This window comes from Paenibacillus psychroresistens (assembly GCF_009728935.1).
In the GTDB taxonomy this organism is placed as follows: Bacteria; Bacillota; Bacilli; order Paenibacillales; family NBRC-103111; genus Paenibacillus_AC; species Paenibacillus_AC psychroresistens.
Window position 1 is genome coordinate 4,985,790 of record NZ_CP034235.1, and the last position, 18,206, is coordinate 5,003,995.

The 18,206-nt window shown below is 42.8% G+C and carries 19 protein-coding genes; 2 read left to right on the forward strand and 17 right to left on the reverse strand.

From position 1 onward, the window contains the following. Positions 1 to 29: 29 nt before the first annotated feature. The 7 genes from EHS13_RS22915 to EHS13_RS22945 form a co-directional block, all read right to left on the reverse strand. Positions 30 to 968, reverse strand: coding sequence for an ROK family protein (locus EHS13_RS22915; RefSeq protein ID WP_155702620.1), 939 nt, complete (start codon positions 966 to 968; stop codon positions 30 to 32). Next, entirely contained in the window at positions 968 to 1,669 is a 702-nt protein-coding gene (locus EHS13_RS22920) for an N-acetylmannosamine-6-phosphate 2-epimerase (RefSeq protein ID WP_227013484.1), read from the reverse strand. Before EHS13_RS22920 ends, EHS13_RS22915 begins: the two co-directional genes overlap by 1 nt. A 33-nt stretch (positions 1,670 to 1,702) precedes the next feature. Beyond that, complete coding sequence (locus EHS13_RS22925) at positions 1,703 to 3,622, reverse strand: hypothetical protein (RefSeq protein WP_155702621.1); 1,920 nt, start codon at positions 3,620 to 3,622, stop codon at positions 1,703 to 1,705. Positions 3,623 to 3,684: 62 nt separating this feature from the next. Beyond that, positions 3,685 to 4,515, reverse strand: a complete 831-nt coding sequence (locus tag EHS13_RS22930; RefSeq protein WP_155702622.1) for a carbohydrate ABC transporter permease — start codon at positions 4,513 to 4,515, stop codon at positions 3,685 to 3,687. Beyond that, positions 4,512 to 5,474, reverse strand: coding sequence for a carbohydrate ABC transporter permease (locus tag EHS13_RS22935; protein ID WP_155702623.1), 963 nt, complete (start codon positions 5,472 to 5,474; stop codon positions 4,512 to 4,514). The genes EHS13_RS22930 and EHS13_RS22935 overlap by 4 nt, the downstream gene beginning before the upstream one ends. Positions 5,475 to 5,585: 111 nt before the next feature. Further along, the gene (locus EHS13_RS22940; protein WP_155702624.1) at positions 5,586 to 6,944 is read right to left on the reverse strand and encodes an ABC transporter substrate-binding protein; all 1,359 of its coding nucleotides are present in this window, start codon (positions 6,942 to 6,944) and stop codon (positions 5,586 to 5,588) included. A 167-nt stretch (positions 6,945 to 7,111) separates the two neighbouring features. Further along, positions 7,112 to 7,444: an SIS domain-containing protein gene (locus tag EHS13_RS22945; RefSeq protein ID WP_155702625.1), complete on the reverse strand. Its 333-nt coding sequence runs from the start codon at positions 7,442 to 7,444 to the stop codon at positions 7,112 to 7,114. A 231-nt stretch (positions 7,445 to 7,675) separates the two neighbouring features. Here EHS13_RS22945 and EHS13_RS22950 point away from each other — a divergent pair, with 231 nt between their 5' ends. Beyond that, positions 7,676 to 8,437, forward strand: a complete 762-nt coding sequence (locus EHS13_RS22950; protein WP_155702626.1) for a DeoR/GlpR family DNA-binding transcription regulator — start codon at positions 7,676 to 7,678, stop codon at positions 8,435 to 8,437. Between the two features lie 128 nt (positions 8,438 to 8,565). Here EHS13_RS22950 and EHS13_RS22955 read toward each other — a convergent pair whose 3' ends face one another. The 9 genes from EHS13_RS22955 to EHS13_RS22995 all read right to left on the reverse strand — a co-directional run bounded on the left by EHS13_RS22955 (position 8,566) and on the right by EHS13_RS22995 (position 16,803). Next, complete coding sequence (locus EHS13_RS22955; RefSeq protein ID WP_155702627.1) at positions 8,566 to 9,066, reverse strand: PIG-L family deacetylase; 501 nt, start codon at positions 9,064 to 9,066, stop codon at positions 8,566 to 8,568. Then, positions 9,063 to 10,160 (reverse strand): glycosyltransferase, encoded by a 1,098-nt coding sequence (locus EHS13_RS22960; protein ID WP_162463210.1) that lies wholly within the window; start codon positions 10,158 to 10,160, stop codon positions 9,063 to 9,065. The genes EHS13_RS22955 and EHS13_RS22960 overlap by 4 nt, the downstream gene beginning before the upstream one ends. A gap of 309 nt (positions 10,161 to 10,469) precedes the next feature. Beyond that, on the reverse strand, positions 10,470 to 10,970 hold the full coding sequence (locus EHS13_RS22965; protein WP_155702629.1) for an SRPBCC family protein: 501 nt from the start codon (positions 10,968 to 10,970) through the stop codon (positions 10,470 to 10,472). A gap of 3 nt (positions 10,971 to 10,973) precedes the next feature. Next, a complete protein-coding gene (locus tag EHS13_RS22970) occupies positions 10,974 to 11,474 on the reverse strand; it encodes a MerR family transcriptional regulator (protein ID WP_155702630.1) in 501 nt (166 codons plus the stop codon). Between the two features lie 204 nt (positions 11,475 to 11,678). Then, a complete protein-coding gene (locus EHS13_RS22975) occupies positions 11,679 to 12,809 on the reverse strand; it encodes a response regulator (RefSeq protein WP_155702631.1) in 1,131 nt (376 codons plus the stop codon). A gap of 91 nt (positions 12,810 to 12,900) precedes the next feature. Then, a complete protein-coding gene (locus tag EHS13_RS22980) occupies positions 12,901 to 13,527 on the reverse strand; it encodes a response regulator transcription factor (RefSeq protein WP_155702632.1) in 627 nt (208 codons plus the stop codon). A 2-nt stretch (positions 13,528 to 13,529) separates the two neighbouring features. Continuing rightward, positions 13,530 to 14,747: a sensor histidine kinase gene (locus EHS13_RS22985; RefSeq protein WP_227013485.1), complete on the reverse strand. Its 1,218-nt coding sequence runs from the start codon at positions 14,745 to 14,747 to the stop codon at positions 13,530 to 13,532. A gap of 212 nt (positions 14,748 to 14,959) precedes the next feature. Next, positions 14,960 to 15,775 carry an ABC transporter permease gene (locus EHS13_RS22990; protein ID WP_155702633.1) on the reverse strand — a complete coding sequence of 272 codons (816 nt, stop codon included), beginning with the start codon at positions 15,773 to 15,775 and terminating at the stop codon, positions 14,960 to 14,962. Beyond that, a complete protein-coding gene (locus EHS13_RS22995) occupies positions 15,772 to 16,803 on the reverse strand; it encodes an ATP-binding cassette domain-containing protein (protein WP_155702634.1) in 1,032 nt (343 codons plus the stop codon). The genes EHS13_RS22990 and EHS13_RS22995 overlap by 4 nt, the downstream gene beginning before the upstream one ends. 143 nt (positions 16,804 to 16,946) lie before the next feature. Between EHS13_RS22995 and EHS13_RS23000 the strand changes: the two genes are divergently transcribed. Then, the gene (locus tag EHS13_RS23000; protein WP_155702635.1) at positions 16,947 to 17,759 is read left to right on the forward strand and encodes a metallophosphoesterase family protein; all 813 of its coding nucleotides are present in this window, start codon (positions 16,947 to 16,949) and stop codon (positions 17,757 to 17,759) included. Here the strand turns inward: EHS13_RS23000 and EHS13_RS23005 are convergent. Further along, positions 17,756 to 18,187 (reverse strand): DUF6220 domain-containing protein, encoded by a 432-nt coding sequence (locus EHS13_RS23005; RefSeq protein ID WP_155702636.1) that lies wholly within the window; start codon positions 18,185 to 18,187, stop codon positions 17,756 to 17,758. The two genes, EHS13_RS23000 and EHS13_RS23005, sit on opposite strands and share 4 nt — an antisense overlap. Positions 18,188 to 18,206: the final 19 nt, after the last annotated feature.

An 18,206-nucleotide genomic window follows, 5' to 3' on the forward strand; every position in this document is an offset into this window, starting at 1 on the left:
ACAAATCTCGTGTCAATACAGAGTTCAATTCACCATACATCCAAGCTTGATCCGTCTCTAGCTACTATTTCGTTCCAAGCCAATTTCGCAGCCCCAAGCATTCCTGCGTCATTTCCGAGAAGGGCAGGAATAACACGGATGTCGACGGATGTTGCAGCATGCAGAGCTGTAATGAAATGCTCCTGCCAAAACGGATAGCTGTCCATCACACCACCACCCAACACGATCGTTTGCGGATCGAACGCATTCTGAATCGTAATGAGACCGGCGCACAAGTCATGAATAAATTTGCGCATGACGTTCGTTGCCCTGGCATCTTTTTCCACAAACATCCTGATCAGCTTCCGGCTATCCCATAACACATCGACCTCACGTGCCACACGGTTCAACGCCTTGCCTGAAACATATTGCTCCAGGCATCCATTTTGCCCGCAGTTGCAGGCTGCGCCTCCCGGATGAAGCATGATGTGGCCGATTTCCGGCCCGTCGTTTGGTCCCGATATTACGTTTCCGCCATATACAAGTGCGCCTCCGATGCCCGTTCCCAGCGCAATGAAGGCGAAATGCCTCCACTCACGTGCAGCTCCCAGCCAGCTTTCACCTAATGCGGCTGCTTTCACGTCATTCTCGACGAAAACAGGAAAACCATGTTTCCGCTCCAACAATTCCTTGACCTTCGTCCCCGTCCAGCCAGGCAGGTTGTCGGTCGCAAATGTAATCGTCCCCGTTTCTCGATGAACACGTCCAGCCGATCCAATACCGATCGCCCGTATTGATACATTCCCATCCGCAGCTGTAGGCAAAGTCTCGAGCAAGCGATCAATTACAAAGCTCAGAGCGGACATAATCCCATCTCTGCCGAGCTCAATCGGCGTCATCACTTGGATCGTTTGGCCGATTTCTCCATTCTTGCCAATGATGCCTGCCTTTATTTTCGTCCCTCCCAAATCGATTCCGATCGTGCTCATTAGCGTACGGTCACACTTTCATCGAATGATCGAAGAGCATCCGTAAAACCAGTCACGATTTGATGCGGTCTGGTAATCGCCCCACCTACGACTACGAAGGTTGCACCCAGCTCTAGCGCCTGTACTGCATGCTGTGGTGTGGAGATTCGGCCTTCGGCCACGACTGGGACACGTACAATACCAGCCAAACGTGCAAGCAGCCGTAAATCGGGACCCTTCTGCTGCGGGCTGTACGATGTATAGCCAGATAGCGTGGTAGAGATGAAATCCGCGCCATATGCTTCTGCGGCAATTCCTTCTTCATAAGTGGAAATGTCCGCCATCACGGGTATTTGCAGCTCTCGCAGCATGCGAATCGTCTGTTCCAACGTAAGGCCGTCCGGCCTTGGACGATGCGTCGCATCAATCGCGACAACATCAGCGCCCGCTTCGAATACGGCTTTCGCATCCTCAAATCTAGGCGTAATATAGACATCGAAACCAGCAAACTCTCGTTTCCACAAGCCAATGATCGGCAGCTGCACTTCTTGCTTAATCTCGGCAATCTGCTCTGGTGAATTAGCTCGAATTCCTACTGCACCACCAATTACTGCTGCTTTGGCCATTGACGCCATATAGTTTGGACCGTACAACGGTTCGCCCGGAAAAGATTGGCATGATACCACCAATCCTCGATCCATTTTTGGTATTTTTATATGCATCTTCAACTACTCCTTTTATGGAAATCATTTCATTTATTTGCTAAAAAAAGCCGACAAACGCTCATCCATCAGCCCCATCATGAGCCCTGAAGCAATTTCTGCGACTGTCCAACCGGATTCGATCGCCCAAGGCCCCCAGCTATTATCGGCTGGCGAACCAAACACTTCCATCTTATCCGGGTCGAATGCTCTAGCCCAGCCGCCATTAAGCTTCGCATATTCACTATGCAATTGGGCGGAAACGAGAAACTTCGCAGTATCGTTCCACTGCTCCAGGAAGTACGGATCCTTCGTCACCCAATAAGCCTGCATCCAGGCGAAAGGCAGCCAATTATTCGTGTAAAGCAAATCAGCGACGCAATCGCCATTCGCGGCCAGCATCGAGTTTTCGTCTTCGCCGATTTTTCTGCGCATCATCGATGTGTAACCGTCATCCCATTCCAGATAAGCGCCAGATGGATGCTTGTACTGTTGTAAGTCATTCGCAACCCGGTACAGCCACTCCTTATGCTCGCTTTCGCCTGTAATCCAATACAGCCAGCTAAGCGGATAAATGAGCCTGCTGTATTCCTGCGTCTGGCTGAGCACTCGGAACGTTTCAGGATAGACTCCCATAATCGTGGTCAAACCCTGGACCGCCACATCACGATACTCTGTCTTTCCCGTCAGCTTGAAAGCTAGCAATAGTGCCGCATAATAGTAAGCATTGAAATGAGCGCTCGGCATTTCACCCGGCGTACCTTTAAGTCTAGCGATTTCCGCGGGTGTCAGTAGGCTGTTATAAGTACAGTAGAAACGAGTCCCGTCGGTTCCGGTCGTCCGGATCAGAAAGTCGAGTGCGTCCATGCATTCCTTTAAATAATTGCTGTGCCCGACGAAGATGTACTTCAGCATTTCCGGAACGATCGCTCTCGCCACATCATCTTGGTAACAGATGTCCCATTGTTCGTCCGTCCAGCGGATCATGCCGTACAAATCCCCCTCATCCTTGCACTGCATGGAATTAAAAACAACACCAGCAAGCGAATTCGAGATGTCCAGACTTTTCTGTTCGCCAGTAAGCAGGTAATCCATCGTATAAGCCATTGCCGTTTCACCAATGCAGTCGCAGCGAATCCATTGAAACATCCGCTGCTCACCGTTATGGTAAACTTCTGAAGCAACGCCTTCCTCGACGCCACCCTTACCATCGTCTAACAAAATCCCCGCATCACGAAACCATTTCATTGCCATCCCAGCACTTCGCTGCACTTGCGGAGCAAGTGGTTCTTCCGAATTGTAATGGCCTGTCTCATATGGATGAGACAATGCGCCAAGCTTCACAGGTTCGTCAAGCAGCCAGCTAACGATGTATTCAACAACCGCCTGCACCCGTGCCTTCGGTGAAAACCGTGCACGTACAAAATTGGCCAGACGGAATGAGCAGACAAGCACATTGTCCGGCTGTTCGAACCAAAGTGCACGCTCACCTATTTGAGCTAGATCGCTTGCTGTCACTTCGATACGATCGTGCGCATGCTGTTTAGCATATTGCAGAATGGGTACTCGGGAGGAGCACGTAGCCACGTGCGGTTTCATGCGTAATCCGCTCTGGTCGTCTATCAATTCACCAATTGCGATACCTTCTATGTTAGTTTCAGAGGAAACAAACGCGATCCGTTCGAAACGCGTGCTCTCTGGCTGGTATGTGAACATACTCCCGATACTTGTGCAAAACTCGGCCAATATCCTCGTACCTTTACGCACATGCTGATCGATGATTACCCTCTGGACCGGCTTAAATTGGATCGGTCGATCCGTTGCCCCTCCCAATATGGCGATCGCATCACAATCCTGCAGTGCTTCGGCTGTAAGCTCTCCCGGCTTTAGCACGACAATTGACGGGACGAGTCCGCGCAGGATTCCTAGCAAATCCGATTCAGCTTCCGTAATAACCGCTAATCTTCTTGTCATAATAGTTCCCCTATCTGTTAAATCCCATGTTTTTTATTTTAGTAATAGATGTGTTAATCCCATTATCCTTTGATCCCTGAAACGACCGCACCTTCAATGAAAAACCGTTGAAAGAAAAAGAAGACGATTAAGCAAGGCAACATCACGATTAGCGAAGCCGCCATCAGTAAGTTCCATTCCGTGGAATGCGAGTCTTGGAATACATATAGACCGAGACTGAGTGTCTTCATCTTATCTGATTGCAAATAAATGAGCGGTCCAAGAAAATCATTCCAAATACCCATAAACGTAAAAATTGTAATCGTTGCTAGCACCGGCTTCACCAAAGGCAGCATAATCTTGTAAAAGATCCGGAACGGACCGCAGCCATCGATTGTAGCTGCATCATCCAGCTCGCGTGGAATAGTCATGAAAAATTGCCGGGTTAGAAAAATGAAGAATGGCGTTCCGAAGAAAGCCGGTACGATAAGCGGGTAAAAAGTATCAATCCAACCAACCCAACGCATCATAATATACATCGGAATCATTGTGATTTGCCCTGGAATGATCATCGTGACAATCAGCACAAGAAACCAGAAGCCCTTTCCGGCAAACTGCAGGCGCGCAAACCCATAAGCGATAATCGAACAGGATATTAGCGTTCCAATAATGACCGATAATGTATGAATCAACGTATTGCGCAGCAGTAAAAAGAAATCCATTCTCTGAAGTGCCGTGATAAAATTGCTCCAATGTGGATTGGCTGGAATGAGTTGGGGTGGAAGCGATAAAACCACAGATGAATCTTTGAGTGCCGTCGTCAGCATCACCATATATGGGATAAGCAGTACGATAGAGATCAACGCTAGCAGTGAATAGTTAATACCTCTCATAATCCATTTTTGTCGTTTCATGTCGTTTCTCCCCCCTTCTCGCTGCGGCGAACTGCTTGTTTAGAACGCTTCTTAGACTTCTTTCCTTCATCTGGTGTATCTCCACCGTAATAAACCCATCTGCCTGACGTTTTAAATAGCACAAGAATAAGAACCATGATAATGAGGAAAAGCACCCACCCTAGTGCGGAAGCATACCCCATCTTAAAGAAATTAAATGCGTTCTGATACAAATAAAGCACGTAAAACATAGTTGAATCACCAGGTCCGCCTTTCGTCATAACGAGTGCTTGAGTAAACACCTGAAATGATTTAATAATCCCCATGATCAGGTTGAAAAAAATGGTTGGTGTCAGCATCGGAATCGTAATGTTCCAAAACTTCCGCACCACGGAAGCGCCATCCACATCCGCCGCTTCGTATAATTCGCGTGGAACACCCTGCAACCCAGCTAAATAGATAATCATAGCGTCTCCGATACCCCATAAGCTCATGATGATAAGCGAAGTGAGCGCCGTATTGGGATCGGACAACCATTCGGGACCTGTAATCCCGAACCACGAGAGGATCGTATTGATAATGCCGTATTTGGGATCAAACACCCACAACCACAACATGGCCACCGCAACGCCAGACACGACGGCTGGTAAGTAAAAGATCGTCCGAAATAGACGTATGCCTGGTAGTTTCTGATTTAACAGCACAGCTAACAGAATGCCGAAGATAATACCCAGAGGAACACTTACGGCTGAATATATGAAAGTGACTTTGATTGCCGCCCAGAAAGTATCATCGTGTGCCATCTTGTCGTAGTTGCTTAGGCCAATGAAATTAGCCTTTTCTAGTAAGTTCCAGTCGGTAAACGATAGTACAATCGAGTAAAGCAACGGAAACAAGGTGAACACAAACAACCCGATCAACCAAGGCGATATGAACAAGTATCCCGTAACATTCTTCGATCTGACCCATTTTCCAATCATAACGACACTCCTCCATTACCCACTCCCTAAAACATTACACCCGGCAGCCATCCTGCTCCGCAAAGAGCTAGACTGAACTGTCGGGTGATGAATATTCACAGAAAATCGGGATTATTTGTTTTGCAGAATAGCGCTGATTTTCTCGTCAACTATTTTCAGCGTCGTACCGATATCTTGCTTATTCAGCCAGAACAGCTCTAGATTCTTCGCCATTTCAGTGGAAACCTCTGACCAGTGTGCCGACTTCGGAGCCGTCACAGCTACCTTGAGCGATTCTCCGATTTCTGACAAATGAATCGTAGTATCAAATGGATTCTCGAAGCCCTTGGTTGCTACCGGCGAGGAGATAAGTGACTTTACGGTTGGACTTCCAGCAAAACCACCTTCCATCTTAATCGTTTGAGCCTCTTCACCGCTGAAATAGGAAAGGAATTCTGCAGCTTCATCCGGATGTTTCGTGTTCTTAGCAATGGCAAAACCACCTAAACCAAGTACATTGCCTTTGTTAACGTCCATCGGAGGGCTGACCATATCCCATTTCAGGTTTTCTTGACGGAAAGTGCTTGAAATATTCCATGCCCCGCCGAAATACATCGCAGCTTTACCCGTTTGGAACAATTGGGAGCCAGGTGTCGTTTTCAACTCAGCCATTGTTGGCGCTACGTGATCTTTAACCATTAGATCGCGAATAAAATTAAATGCTTTGGCATTTTCCGGCGAATTGACAACCGATTTGGTGCCCGTTTCGTCAAGAATGCTTCCGCCCGCCATCGCTAGGAACGGCATCCAGTAAAACCAGTCAATATCCGTTGCGTATCCGAATTGGGAAACTGTATTGCCTTCTTTAATCGTCAATTGCTTAGCAAGCTTTTCCAAATCAGCCCATGAAATATTCGCTGTTGGATAAGGTACTTTTGCTTTATCGAAAATTTCCTTATTGTAGAAAAGTAAATTGCCTGCGGAATCTCCTGGCAATCCGTATATTTTGTCATTTAACGTATAGGCTGAAAGAGCATTTTCCATAAAATCATCTTTCTTGAAATACTTGCCGTCGTAAGGGTTCAATTCTAGCAAAGCGCTTCTTGCTGCATAAGAGATGACGCTTTCGTTGCTCATCCAGAAGACGTCCGGTGCGTTTCCGCCAGCAATGCGCGTCAAGATCGCCGTACTGTAATCCTGAGTGATAGCTTGTGTTTCGATTGTCACATTCGGATGTTTATCTTCATAGGATTGGATCATTTTCTTGTACAATTCGTAAGTTGGACCCTCCCCGTTCACCGCGAATAGCAGTTTTACAGGCTCCGCCGACGCTTTAGCGCTCTCGACCGGTGCTTCCGTTTGTACAGGCTGCGTTGAAGCGCCAGGTGTTTCCGTTTCCACTGTTTCAGCTGTCTTGCCGCAAGCACTTAATACCAACACACTTGCTAATGATAACGATAGAACCATTTTCATACGATTAGCTTTTTTCATTTTGAGCCTCTCCCTTTTTTAATAGATTTAATCATTTTGCTCCATAACAGCACCTATTTTGAAACGTTGCCCCAGCTCGCCTCCTACTTATTTTGTCCAAATAATCCTGTCACTACGCATATGATGAACGTTGGTCACAACGGGGACAACAATCTATAAACCTCTTATCAGTAGCCAGTTTCCTCATAGCGCCGGAACTCCGCTTCATTGTGCAATTGCCCACATGACTTGTTATTGCCAAGCTCTCTAGCATGAATCGCTAGGTGGATCGGAAACACCGATTTCCCAGAAACGCTGCCAATAAAGAGTACGTCTCCCCAATGCACGTTACTTGCGTTCAATAGATAGGGGATAAGTCCCTCGAGATTGTGATTTTGATCCATATCTTTCGTTCTCTTTCGCACATCATTATCATAGGTAAAATTAAATCCCAGACGCTTGAAGCAGTTCATTCCACCTGAGCGGTGGATAAGCATAGATAGTTCCATTTCGATTTCCATAAGTGAAATAAGATATCGTAATACAATGTTTCGTTTTGCAACAATTTCAATCATTGTCTTTCGATGTTTATGACTATAGCACCCCAAAAGTTAAGTGTCAATCAGATTTTATTAGAATAATATTGAATAAATAACTGATTTCATGTAGGATACTAGTGAGAAGTAAAACACTTATGTTTATTTTCAAACTCGAAAGGTACCTTTCGGTTAAAGGAGAGATCACTGACTTCTATGTATGCCTCACAAAGACGCAAAGAGATTTTAAAAATAACCAAAGAACGCAACTATATTTCGGTTGCCGAATTGCACAAATTGTTTGATGTATCGGAAGTAACGATCCGTGCCGACCTCCGCAATCTTGAAACAGCAGGAGAAATCGAGCGGAATTACGGTGGAGCAACGATTAAGGATATTAAAATCCCACCATTCTCCGAAGTCACAATGCTGCTAAACGATGCCAAAGAATTGATTGCTCAAACAGCTGCAGGTCTTATCCAAAACGGGGACAGCCTTTTCCTTGATGCCAGTACAACTACCCTCCTTCTGTCGGCTTATGTAGCAGAAATCGACAATTTGACGGTCATCAGCAACTCAATTCCAATTTTTCACCAGCTTAAAGAATATAATAGAGGTACCTTAATCGGTATTCCAGGGGCATTAAATCCGATTACACAATCGTTTGTAGGTCCAATTGCGGAACAAATGATTGAGAATCTGCGCGTCAGAAAAGCTTTTATCGCTCCAAAAGGCATCTTGCCTGAAGGCTTGCGCGACCATATCATGCTAGAGGCTGCCATTCGTAAAAAAATGATCGATTCTGCTGACGAGGTGATTGTTCTCGCGGATCATAGTAAATTCACAACAAAACAAACGATATTTAACATTGCCAGCTTCGATGTGGTAACTACGGTTGTGACAGATCGTGATCCGGGCTCAATGTTCAAAGAATTGTTTCAAGCGAAGGGAATCAAGCTGCTTATTGCGGAGAAATAATCGATTAATCGCAGATGAATACGGGAATAGTATAGGAAAAAGCAAAAAAGGGCCATTCAGTAGCTAGTATATTTCGCGCTTAGGGGAGAAAACAGCGGTCATATACTATACTATCTGGACGACCTTCTTTAGCGTACTTGCTTAATTTTTTCAAAATGGGCATATTTCTTAAACGCCTTAATGTCTTGACTTTTATAGCACTTTAACAGCTTTTTTTTCTTTTTTAATAGATCATTATCCAATTTCTTTTTTGAGGTACCAAATACATAAATATTTTTATTCACCAATTCATGAACTAGTTTTGATAGAACTTTATGTTGCGTGTGACCATATTCCCCCTTTAAATTATGGGTAACAACTTTGTCTAATGGTTGCCGTTCAAGTAGCTCGGCTAAATCTGTCTTTAGGCGAATCCGATCAAAATCACCATCCCATTTATCCGCATACTCCCATATTTCAAATTCCGCATCTACCTTTTTCATTACTTTTATGAACTCTTTGCGTCTTACCTTGTTATCCCCATTTGTCATACAAATGACCATCCAGCCCTTTTCTTGTATCAGCTGTGCGCCGCCAAAAATGGTTTCATCATCTGGATGCGTAACAATCATTAACTTATTGTAGCTCATAGAACTTCCTCCTCCTGTAATTTCTTCTTATAAATTTCTAGTATTTCTTTGGTTACAAGTGAAGCTTCAAATCGCTTCTGAACCTGTTGTTTCAGAACTTTGCTGAAATGAAAACTCTGGCCCTCCGAGAGTAACCCTTTTCTGACTGCGTTAATAATATTAATTTGATTTAAGGGTTGATAACATTTATGGTCACAAAAATAATATTCTAACGCCTTTTTAAAATTTTCCGGTTTCACTAAGCCAAATATTCCAGCTGAGCCGATAGCGATCACGGGACGCTCGCAAAATATGGCTTCCAAAGCAACCCTTCCAGTTCCAACGACAAAATCACTTATTGAAAATAAATCAGGCATATCCACTCTGTTTCCAATATACTGGATACGTTTGGATTGGATTTTTTCATAAATGTGTTTTTTAATTAATTCGGTCTTCTTTCCGCCGCCGGCAACTAGAAAATGTATATTTGGAAACTCTTTTAATAATTTGTTTTCAAAAGCTTTTAACAACTGCTTGCATATTTCATATTTCTTATCTTCCAATCTGCTGGCATATAAGATAACTTTAGATTTTTCAGGAATGTTTAAACTTACTCTGAGATTGGACTGTTTTGCATGAAATTCATTCATATCAATTCCATTTGGGACATAAATTGAATAGACGCCTTCCTTTTCCAACCATTTCTGAATAGGTTTGCTGATCCCAATAATAATAGGCTGAACAAAGTATTTAATGAGTAAATACTGTAATTTTGGAATATCGTAGTAAAATCCGTGGATCGTATAAATCAAAGGTATATTCAATTTATGAGATAATCTAACGGCGTATCTTCCACTGCTTTCCAAATGAGCATGAATTAAATTTATCTTGTTGATTTGTATCCATTCCTCAAATCCTTGCTTGTTGTTTTGGTAGTTATAGATTTCACAAGGAAGCGTATTAAATATATTTTTCAAAGGTCCGTCGACTCCTGCAACAAAAACGGACACTCCTTGCTTTAATAATTCATTTGTAAGTGATAAAACATGAGTTTCTGTCCCACCGATGTCAAAAGCATCCAGCATCATAAGTACTCTTATATCTTTATCATGCAACTTCTTTCCCCATTTCTCTTAGGATGTGTGCTTTCTTTCCTATTATTAAATGGTGAAAACCAGAGATTGGAAACGGCTTTTCGCTTACTTTATAAATGCAACGTAAAAAAGCTCAAGCCTATTTACCTGCTTGAGCTTTTCATGCTTTTTTTTCAAGAACCGCTATGGATAATTAGCTCTTTAATCTGCCTATTACATCTACCAAACGATCCAAATTTTCTTCATTGGCAGGAACAACAAGCTTCCTCAGCTTATCTAGCTCCGCAGCAGTCTCAAAGCTTTGAGTAAAGGTTAGCCTTGTTTGACCATTCAGGTCTGTGCATCGATAATACGAGTGTGGATCGTTTCATTGCTTCCTTTACTTTTTGGCTCTTCGTTTTCTAGCCATTCCCCAAGCTTGTCCAGCATGAGATTCGTACCTTCTTCACGTATTTCCGGTGTATCATGACCATCTAGAAAGACACCTTGTTCTGTGAATATCAATCGTGTTCCTGAATCAGTAGCTTCCATTTCAACCGTTACCACGGATACCGAGATTCTAGTCTTTGTCATATCCATTGAATAGGTGTAGACAATACGCTTATCTTGGACAATCTCCTGATAGTGTGCATCAAAGGTATAGATGGGTCCTCCCGGAGGACCACCATGATTAAGTTCTCGTCCTCCGACTTGAAAGTCGAATTCATCCGCTTGTTGGAACCAGCTTGCTTTCTTTGTTGGATCTGACCATGCGGCAAATACCCGATTAGGTGTGGTAGCATAAACCCGTTCAATACTAAAAGTAGCATGTTTAACAGAATGTTCGTTCATTTGTTATTCCTCCTTTATTGGTTGGCGCTTCGGACTCTCATTCAAAAATTCCCCAAGCTGATCTAAGCTTTTCTCCCAGTTTAATTTTCGCTCAGCAAAAAACTTCTCTGGACTCTTTTTCATAAGCTGCAGCAGCTTTGTGAACTCTTCAACAGATATCGTTTCTCTGATATTCATAAGGCTGAGCACGTATTCTAATTCTCCTAATAGCTTTTGTTGACTTAGGATATTATCCTTGATCCGCCTAATCTGCTGGGATACTACCTCGATTGGATTATAATTCTGCCCAAGCAGTACTAGCTTTATTTCTTCTAATGATAAATTTAGCTCCTTTAGTGCAAGGATCTGATGCAAACGAGCAATATCTGAATCGTAATAAAGCCTGTGTCCCGAGTCAGAAAAACCTGTTGGGCAAAACAAGCCTATCTGATCATAATAGCGCAACGTTCGAATCGTTAAGCCTGTTAGCTTCGCAAGCTCCCCAACCTTCCAAGTTTTTTTCATTACCCTCATCTCTATTCGCGCTTTCTAATTACCGGTATCCTTATTATAAAACATTACGTTACGTAAGGTGCAAGTGTTATCTTTCAATAATGAAAAAAGCAGCTCCGCCTTAATAAGGGCAACGCTACTTTTTGAGCTTACATTGTATGTTTTTAGCTACTAATTGGTTTTATCATGCTTAACATTAAGCTCATATCAATTGGATTAATTAAGCTCCGACAGCAATTGATTGTAATAGCCAGCGACTTCAGGGGAGGGAGTTATTCCAAGCTCTTTATAAAGTGTCTCCATATAGTGAAGATATTGCCTAATCAGCGCCTCTTTATTTTTCTGTACCGCCAAAGCTTTCATATACAGCATAATCGTTGCTTCATCCAGCTCATTGTGAGCGGTAAGCTTGGTTAATAATCGGATAGCTGTTTGAGTATCCCCCTTATTCAATAAAGCTCTGCATAAGCGGTGGGTAAATGTGGTATACAACAACCATAAGCGTTCGACCTCGCTCCATGCCCAAGGAAAAGCACGATCCCCGAATAAATCTCCGGCATAGAGCTGCTCCAGCTCCAATGCTTGTTCAATATTGGTATCGTCTATCTCAATCATCTGTTTACAGCCCTCTTCAAAGCTAAGCATATCGACATGAACTTGATTCAGCGCTAGCGCATAATGGTTGTTGTCCGAATGTAAGCTTTCTTTAAGTCCATAGGTGTCCAATAATTTACGAAGCTGATAGACTGTCGTGTTCAGATAGGTTTCCGCATTCTTATGTGGCATTTCGCTAAAAATATCTTCAATGATTCTTCCTCTAGATACCAACCTGCCTTTATGCATTAGTAAATAACCAAAAAGCTCCGCACTTTTACTGGTTTTCCATTTGACGACCACATTCTGCACACTGCGAATATCCATACCGCCCAAACAGTTAAACATGACTTTACTAGTAGAAGATACTTGCTCCATTTGTATCTTCTCTGATTGCAATTCGAGGATCACTCTTTGTACGGTTTGGTGAATTCTATCTTGCTTTACGGGTTTCACGATATAATCGTAAGCATAAACATCAAACGCCGATAGCGCATATTCTTTATGAGAGGTAACGAAAACAAGCCTCACTAATTTGCCGCTTGCTCTTAATCTCTGGGCAAACTCCAGCCCACTTTCCTTAGGCATGCTAATATCAATAAACACCAAATCTGCATCATGATTTTCCAAATAAGAAAATGCCGATGTTGTCTCACGGAAACAGCCTACGATCTCCACATCAACAATTTTCATAAGGATGCGCTTCATTATTAAATGCATCGCCTGTTCATCATCGATCATTATGATTCTCATGCCAAACGCCTCACTTCTTATCTAACTATAAGACTAAATCCTCATAAAAAAAACTCCCCAAATGGGGAGGTAAAGGAAGAAAAGTGGACTTTTACCCAAGTATTTTTAATACTTTGGCTCGTTGCAGCGCTTGTACACGATTATTTACTCTAAGCTTTTTGTAGACATTTTTAATATGAAACTTAACCGTTTCACCTGTGATATTCAAACGCGGGGCAATTTCCTTATTCGACAACCCATCAGCTACGAATCGTAAAACCTTCGTCTCTTGCTCAGTTAGTATTGCTTTATGTAACAATTCTTCCACAGGTGTTCTAATGAATGCCTCCTCGATAAAGGATTCGGCTGCTGGGATTCGATGATTTTTAATGATCTTGTCTAACGTTTTTGACAATCGCTGCGCAGTTACTGGCTTCAGAAGATAATCCATAGCGCTCAGTTCAAAGGCTTGAACTGCATATTCATCATAGGCTGTCACAAAGACCACTTCTATAGAAGCATCAAGTTCAAGCAAAAGGCTTGAAAGCTGCATCCCGTCAATTTCCGGCATGGCAATATCAAGAAATGCAAGATGGATCGTATTCACCTTCACATATTCATAAGCTTCCATTGAACTTAGAAACGTATGCCGTATTTCGATCATTTTATTCCCGGACAATAACCGCTTCAAACGGTTCACCGATAATTCCTCATCATCCACAATTATGGCTTGCAGCATAATTAACCTCCAATCTGCCGATTCAACAATACGGGAATTTCAAAAAAAACCTTCGTGCCTACTCCTTCAGCGCTTTCAATACGAAGGTTATTACCGTAAAGTAGCTTGATCCTCTGACTTATGTTCCAGAGTCCAACGCCTTTCTTGTTTATATCCGGTTTAAGTATTTCCTCCCGTTTTGTTTCGCTCATCCCGCCTCCGTTGTCCTCTACAGAAAAGCTGAGTACGGTGTCATCTCGCCTTTTAATGGAGATTTTTACGGTTCCACCCTGCAAACTGGACATCAGTCCATGTCTAATGGCATTTTCCACCAATGGCTGAAGAATCAGTGAGGGAATCTCAAAATCCAAATTTGCATCCACATCAAACTCCACACCTAATCTAGCGCCAAAACGTGCCTTTTCGATGTTGATATAGGCATTTATTAGTGCTAATTCGTTTTCAATGGTTGTTAGTGAATCCAGCTGTTTGAAGTTAAAGCTGCTTCTCAGATACTGAGAAAGATCAAGCGTCAGCTCCTCTGCCTTATTAGGTGCATCGATACACAAAGAGGCAATAGAATTCAGAGTGTTATATAGGAAATGCGGCTTGATCTGGGATCGCAAAAAGGCAATTTCAGCGTCCTTAGCATCAGACTGCAGCTGTCTATTCTTCCTCAGCATTTCATTTATTGTTTCGTTTAAAAAAATAAAAAACAACACAGACACTACTGTAATAACGATATAAACCAACTGCACCTGAAAAACCTTAAATGAAAAACCTCTAATAATAGCGACCGTACAGATTCCAACCATACAATAGTAGAAGCATAGGATCAACGACATGTATATTCGATTCTGCTTCATTGCATTAATGAATCGCTTTTGATAGTAAATGATCACAGGCATGCTAATTAACAATGTCAATGTAGTAGAATACAATCCTGAACCGCCACCAAGATAAGCCCGATACAAGATAATAATTACTGACAAGAATATACCTGTTCTCCAACCTCCATATAATGTCCCTAATAGTAAGGGAACGATTCTAATATCCAAACGGCCATTTGCAATAATAGTAGGAAAAGACATACACAATACGATGGATAAGCCTAGTAATAAAGATAGAACGATCTTTACCTTATTATTACTCTCAGACCTCTCCGCAAAAAATATTTGGTAAGTGAAAATTACAGTTGAGATAAGCACCAATTGCAGCAAAAAATCTTTAATATTGCTCATTCTTTCAATCACCTTTTCATCTAATAGCCTGTTACTTATTTATTCTAGCATCATTCGAGTTAATTCGATATTTTTTTCTAGAATATTCAGGTGCAAATTGTTACCTTAACAAAAAAAAGTAACCTGTAATAGCTGCCGCACGAAAATGGCGCATGGCAGCTATCACCTGTTACTTTTTTACATCTGGGATCATTTTATAACTTCATTCTAAATTAGGTACGGCGCATATAAGCAAGTACCGTGATAGGAGCAAAAATGGCTACGATGACAGCAGCACCTAAGATTGAGATAGCAAAATCCCAACCTATAGTTCCATTGTTTGCAAGCTCTCGGACGGCAGATACGAGATGCGAGACCGGATTGATGTTAACAAACCATTGGAGCCATCCGGGCATGGTATCGACTGGCACAAAAGCGTTAGAAAGAAACGTGAGCGGAAACAATACGAGCATCGATATCCCTTGTACACTAGAAGCTGTGCGTGCAATTACTCCGAAAAAGGCGAAGATCCAACTGATTGACCAAGAACAGAAAATTACGAGAAGCGCAGCGATAGCAACGTTACTTAAGCCTGCTTCAGGACGGTAGCCCATAATAAATCCCATAGTAAAGGTGAGTATCGTCGCAATCGAATATCGGACGGTATCTGCTAACAAGGCTCCTGCCAACGGCGCTATACGCGCGATAGGAAGCGACTTAAATCGGTCAAATACGCCTTTATCCATGTCTTCACGCAGTTGGACGCCAGTAACGATCGAGGTCGTGATCACAGTCTGTACGAGTATCCCTGGAATGATAACTGGCAAATAACTCAGCACGTCACCAGAAATTGCACCACCGAAAATGTATGTAAACATTAAGGTAAATATGATCGGTTGGAGAGTAACGTCAAACAGCTGCTCTGGGGTGCGTCTAATCTTCAATATTCCTCTATAAGCCATTGTTAAAGTATTGCGTACCGTTTGGCCGAAGCTCGTGTAGTTTTTCAGCTGACGATCAGCACCTCGTTTGATTAAAGCGTTTTTCATACTCTTGCCACCTCCGGTTTGTTGGATACATCGGATGCTGGTGTCGCGTCATCCTGAACACCATGGCCAGTAATCGAGAGAAACACCTCATCGAGGGTCGGTTTCTGCACGCTTATCTCAGCCAAATGAATCCCCTCTGCGCGGAGAGCAATAAGCAGGTCAGTGACCTTGTCAGCGTTATCCATCGGTGCAGTAATTTTCCCACCTTCTGAAGATACATTTGCCTGGATCTTGAGCACTTGCTCGACAATCTTACGAGCGATCTCCATATCTTGGTGATTCTGGACTCTCAATTGCAACGAAGAAGTTCCGACCGATGATTTTAGTTCGTCAACTGTCCCCTCGGCAACAACATGGCCACGATCGATAACCGCTATCCGGTCAGCCAATTGATCAGCTTCGTCCAGATATTGTGTTGTAAGAAGTATGGTTGATCCCGATTTCGCTAGCCGGCGAATTGTCTCCCACATTTGAAGACGTGTGCGTGGGTCCAACCCAGTAGTAGGTTCATCCAAAAAGATGAGTGGTGGCTGTGCAATTAGGCTAGCTGCCAGATCCAAACGACGACGCATACCGCCAGAGAAATTTTTCAACGGCCGTTTCGCCGCTTCCAATAAACCAAATTCTTCAAGCAGCTCCACTGCCTTACGCCGTGACTCTGCGCGCCCCAATCCAAGCAATCGTGAGAAGATAACAAGATTTTCAGTAGCACTGAGAGACTCATCGACCGATGCATACTGACCGGTTACTCCAATCAATTGACGGACAATTTGCGACTCCTTCACCACATCATGTCCGAAAATACTTGCTGAGCCCGCATCCGGTCTAAGCAAGGTTGCAAGCATTCTAATTGCGGTAGTTTTGCCTGCCCCATTCGGACCAAGCACACCGTAAATTGTACCTGTGCGAACATTCAAATCCACGCCATCCACCGCTCGGTTATCGCCAAAAACCTTGACCAATCCATGAGCTTCGATTGCCCAATCACCAGGCTTTGGTTCCATTTTCTTTATGTCTTTATGATTCATTGCTGTTCCTCCTTGATAAATGATTAAACGAATTGTAACTCATACTTATGAACTGAATGTGAACAAGGAACGAGTCGTCACTAATAAGCTTCATTAAGAATAAACATATTCCAATTCAAATCAAAAAAAGGCGGTGAATTTAATTGAATTTGAAAAGTAAAGTTCAACAAATTAAAACCAATCCAGTACGTAAGGTTGCTGCTCAAATAGTCAAATTTGCAATTATAGGTGATAGTCATGTCGGCTACGGAAATGGACTAAGCATTTATAAAAACCAATTAGCTAAAGCAGTGAAAGCAGGTGACAAAAAATTCGTTATTTTTGGAGGGGATAATAAACACGGTTCGGTGGGAACAACAGCGGAGACGGATTATAAAGCATTTAAAGACGTCGCCAGAGGAATTTTGGACCCTAAGAAGATTCCATTTAAGGCTTCTATAGGAAATTGGGAGGATAATACTAGGGTTTTATTCAAAAAGTATTTAGGAAATGTGCTTGGTCAAATGAATTTTCCAGGGACGAATGGTAAAGTAAAGTATGTCTGGTTGGATAATGCACCTGGAAAATTCAGTTTTGCAAGTATAAATTTGCTTAAGAAGCTAGATCCTAATTATTCCTATATTATCGATTGTCATTGGCCCTTGAAGGTGAAAGGTATCACAGTAGATCCCACTCATGTTATAAGCTCCGTGGAAACACAGCATTTTTTCGATGCCATCCCATCCAATGTGAGAGACAAAGTTATTGCCATTTTCACTCACCATGCTCATGTCTTTTATGAGAATCTAAGTAACATTTATCCAGGATTTACAAAGACAAAATTTTATGTGTGCGGATGTTCGGGTGCGTATCAATGTAAATGTAATTCCTCGAGCTGTGATAGAGGTTATTATGAGGCCGCTTTGACAATCAATAATAATCAATTTGACCTCACGGTCAAGGGCGTAAAGTCCTAACGCAATAGCAACCAAGACAAGGAGCGTTTAGTTAAGTGCAAAGCGATCCAGAATAAGAGCAAAGCATCAACCGTGTGAATTGCCGGGAGAAGTCCAGAGAAGTTAATAGACATATGCTGCAAGGATGTGAGTGCAAACAACCCCAATGGAAGCCATCGCAGGCTTCCTTTAATACGTCCAGCAAACGATAGTAAGAACATAATTATAGAAGCCATTTCAAAATAATTAGCGAAAGTACGATGCAGCTCTAAATCACTCGAGTCCACAAATACACCCATCCCAGCAAAAAATACTTGGAGCACCACACAGATCAGATAACCTATTGCTAAAAAGCCATATATAAAACGTACGGATCGGATCCTTGTCGAACCTTTTTCTTCGTTGCCTGCTGCTAAAACAGTTTTTTCTCTACTTTTTTCGTTACTCATTTTACATACTCCCTTTCAT

Bases quoted from the DNA above. Each gene is read 5' to 3' on its own strand.
- EHS13_RS22915 (WP_155702620.1), bottom strand. From the start codon at position 968: ATGAGCACGATCGGAATCGATTTGGGAGGGACGAAAATAAAGGCAGGC.
- EHS13_RS22920 (WP_227013484.1), bottom strand. From the start codon at position 1,669: ATGCATATAAAAATACCAAAAATGGATCGAGGATTGGTGGTATCATGC.
- EHS13_RS22925 (WP_155702621.1), bottom strand. From the start codon at position 3,622: ATGACAAGAAGATTAGCGGTTATTACGGAAGCTGAATCGGATTTGCTA.
- EHS13_RS22930 (WP_155702622.1), bottom strand. From the start codon at position 4,515: ATGAAACGACAAAAATGGATTATGAGAGGTATTAACTATTCACTGCTA.
- EHS13_RS22935 (WP_155702623.1), bottom strand. From the start codon at position 5,474: ATGATTGGAAAATGGGTCAGATCGAAGAATGTTACGGGATACTTGTTC.
- EHS13_RS22940 (WP_155702624.1), bottom strand. From the start codon at position 6,944: ATGAAAAAAGCTAATCGTATGAAAATGGTTCTATCGTTATCATTAGCA.
- EHS13_RS22945 (WP_155702625.1), bottom strand. From the start codon at position 7,444: ATGGAAATCGAAATGGAACTATCTATGCTTATCCACCGCTCAGGTGGA.
- EHS13_RS22950 (WP_155702626.1), top strand. From the start codon at position 7,676: ATGTATGCCTCACAAAGACGCAAAGAGATTTTAAAAATAACCAAAGAA.
- EHS13_RS22955 (WP_155702627.1), bottom strand. From the start codon at position 9,066: ATGAGCTACAATAAGTTAATGATTGTTACGCATCCAGATGATGAAACC.
- EHS13_RS22965 (WP_155702629.1), bottom strand. From the start codon at position 10,970: ATGAACGAACATTCTGTTAAACATGCTACTTTTAGTATTGAACGGGTT.
- EHS13_RS22970 (WP_155702630.1), bottom strand. From the start codon at position 11,474: ATGAAAAAAACTTGGAAGGTTGGGGAGCTTGCGAAGCTAACAGGCTTA.
- EHS13_RS22975 (WP_155702631.1), bottom strand. From the start codon at position 12,809: ATGAGAATCATAATGATCGATGATGAACAGGCGATGCATTTAATAATG.
- EHS13_RS22980 (WP_155702632.1), bottom strand. From the start codon at position 13,527: ATGCTGCAAGCCATAATTGTGGATGATGAGGAATTATCGGTGAACCGT.
- EHS13_RS22985 (WP_227013485.1), bottom strand. From the start codon at position 14,747: ATGAGCAATATTAAAGATTTTTTGCTGCAATTGGTGCTTATCTCAACT.
- EHS13_RS22990 (WP_155702633.1), bottom strand. From the start codon at position 15,775: ATGAAAAACGCTTTAATCAAACGAGGTGCTGATCGTCAGCTGAAAAAC.
- EHS13_RS22995 (WP_155702634.1), bottom strand. From the start codon at position 16,803: ATGAATCATAAAGACATAAAGAAAATGGAACCAAAGCCTGGTGATTGG.
- EHS13_RS23005 (WP_155702636.1), bottom strand. From the start codon at position 18,187: ATGAGTAACGAAAAAAGTAGAGAAAAAACTGTTTTAGCAGCAGGCAAC.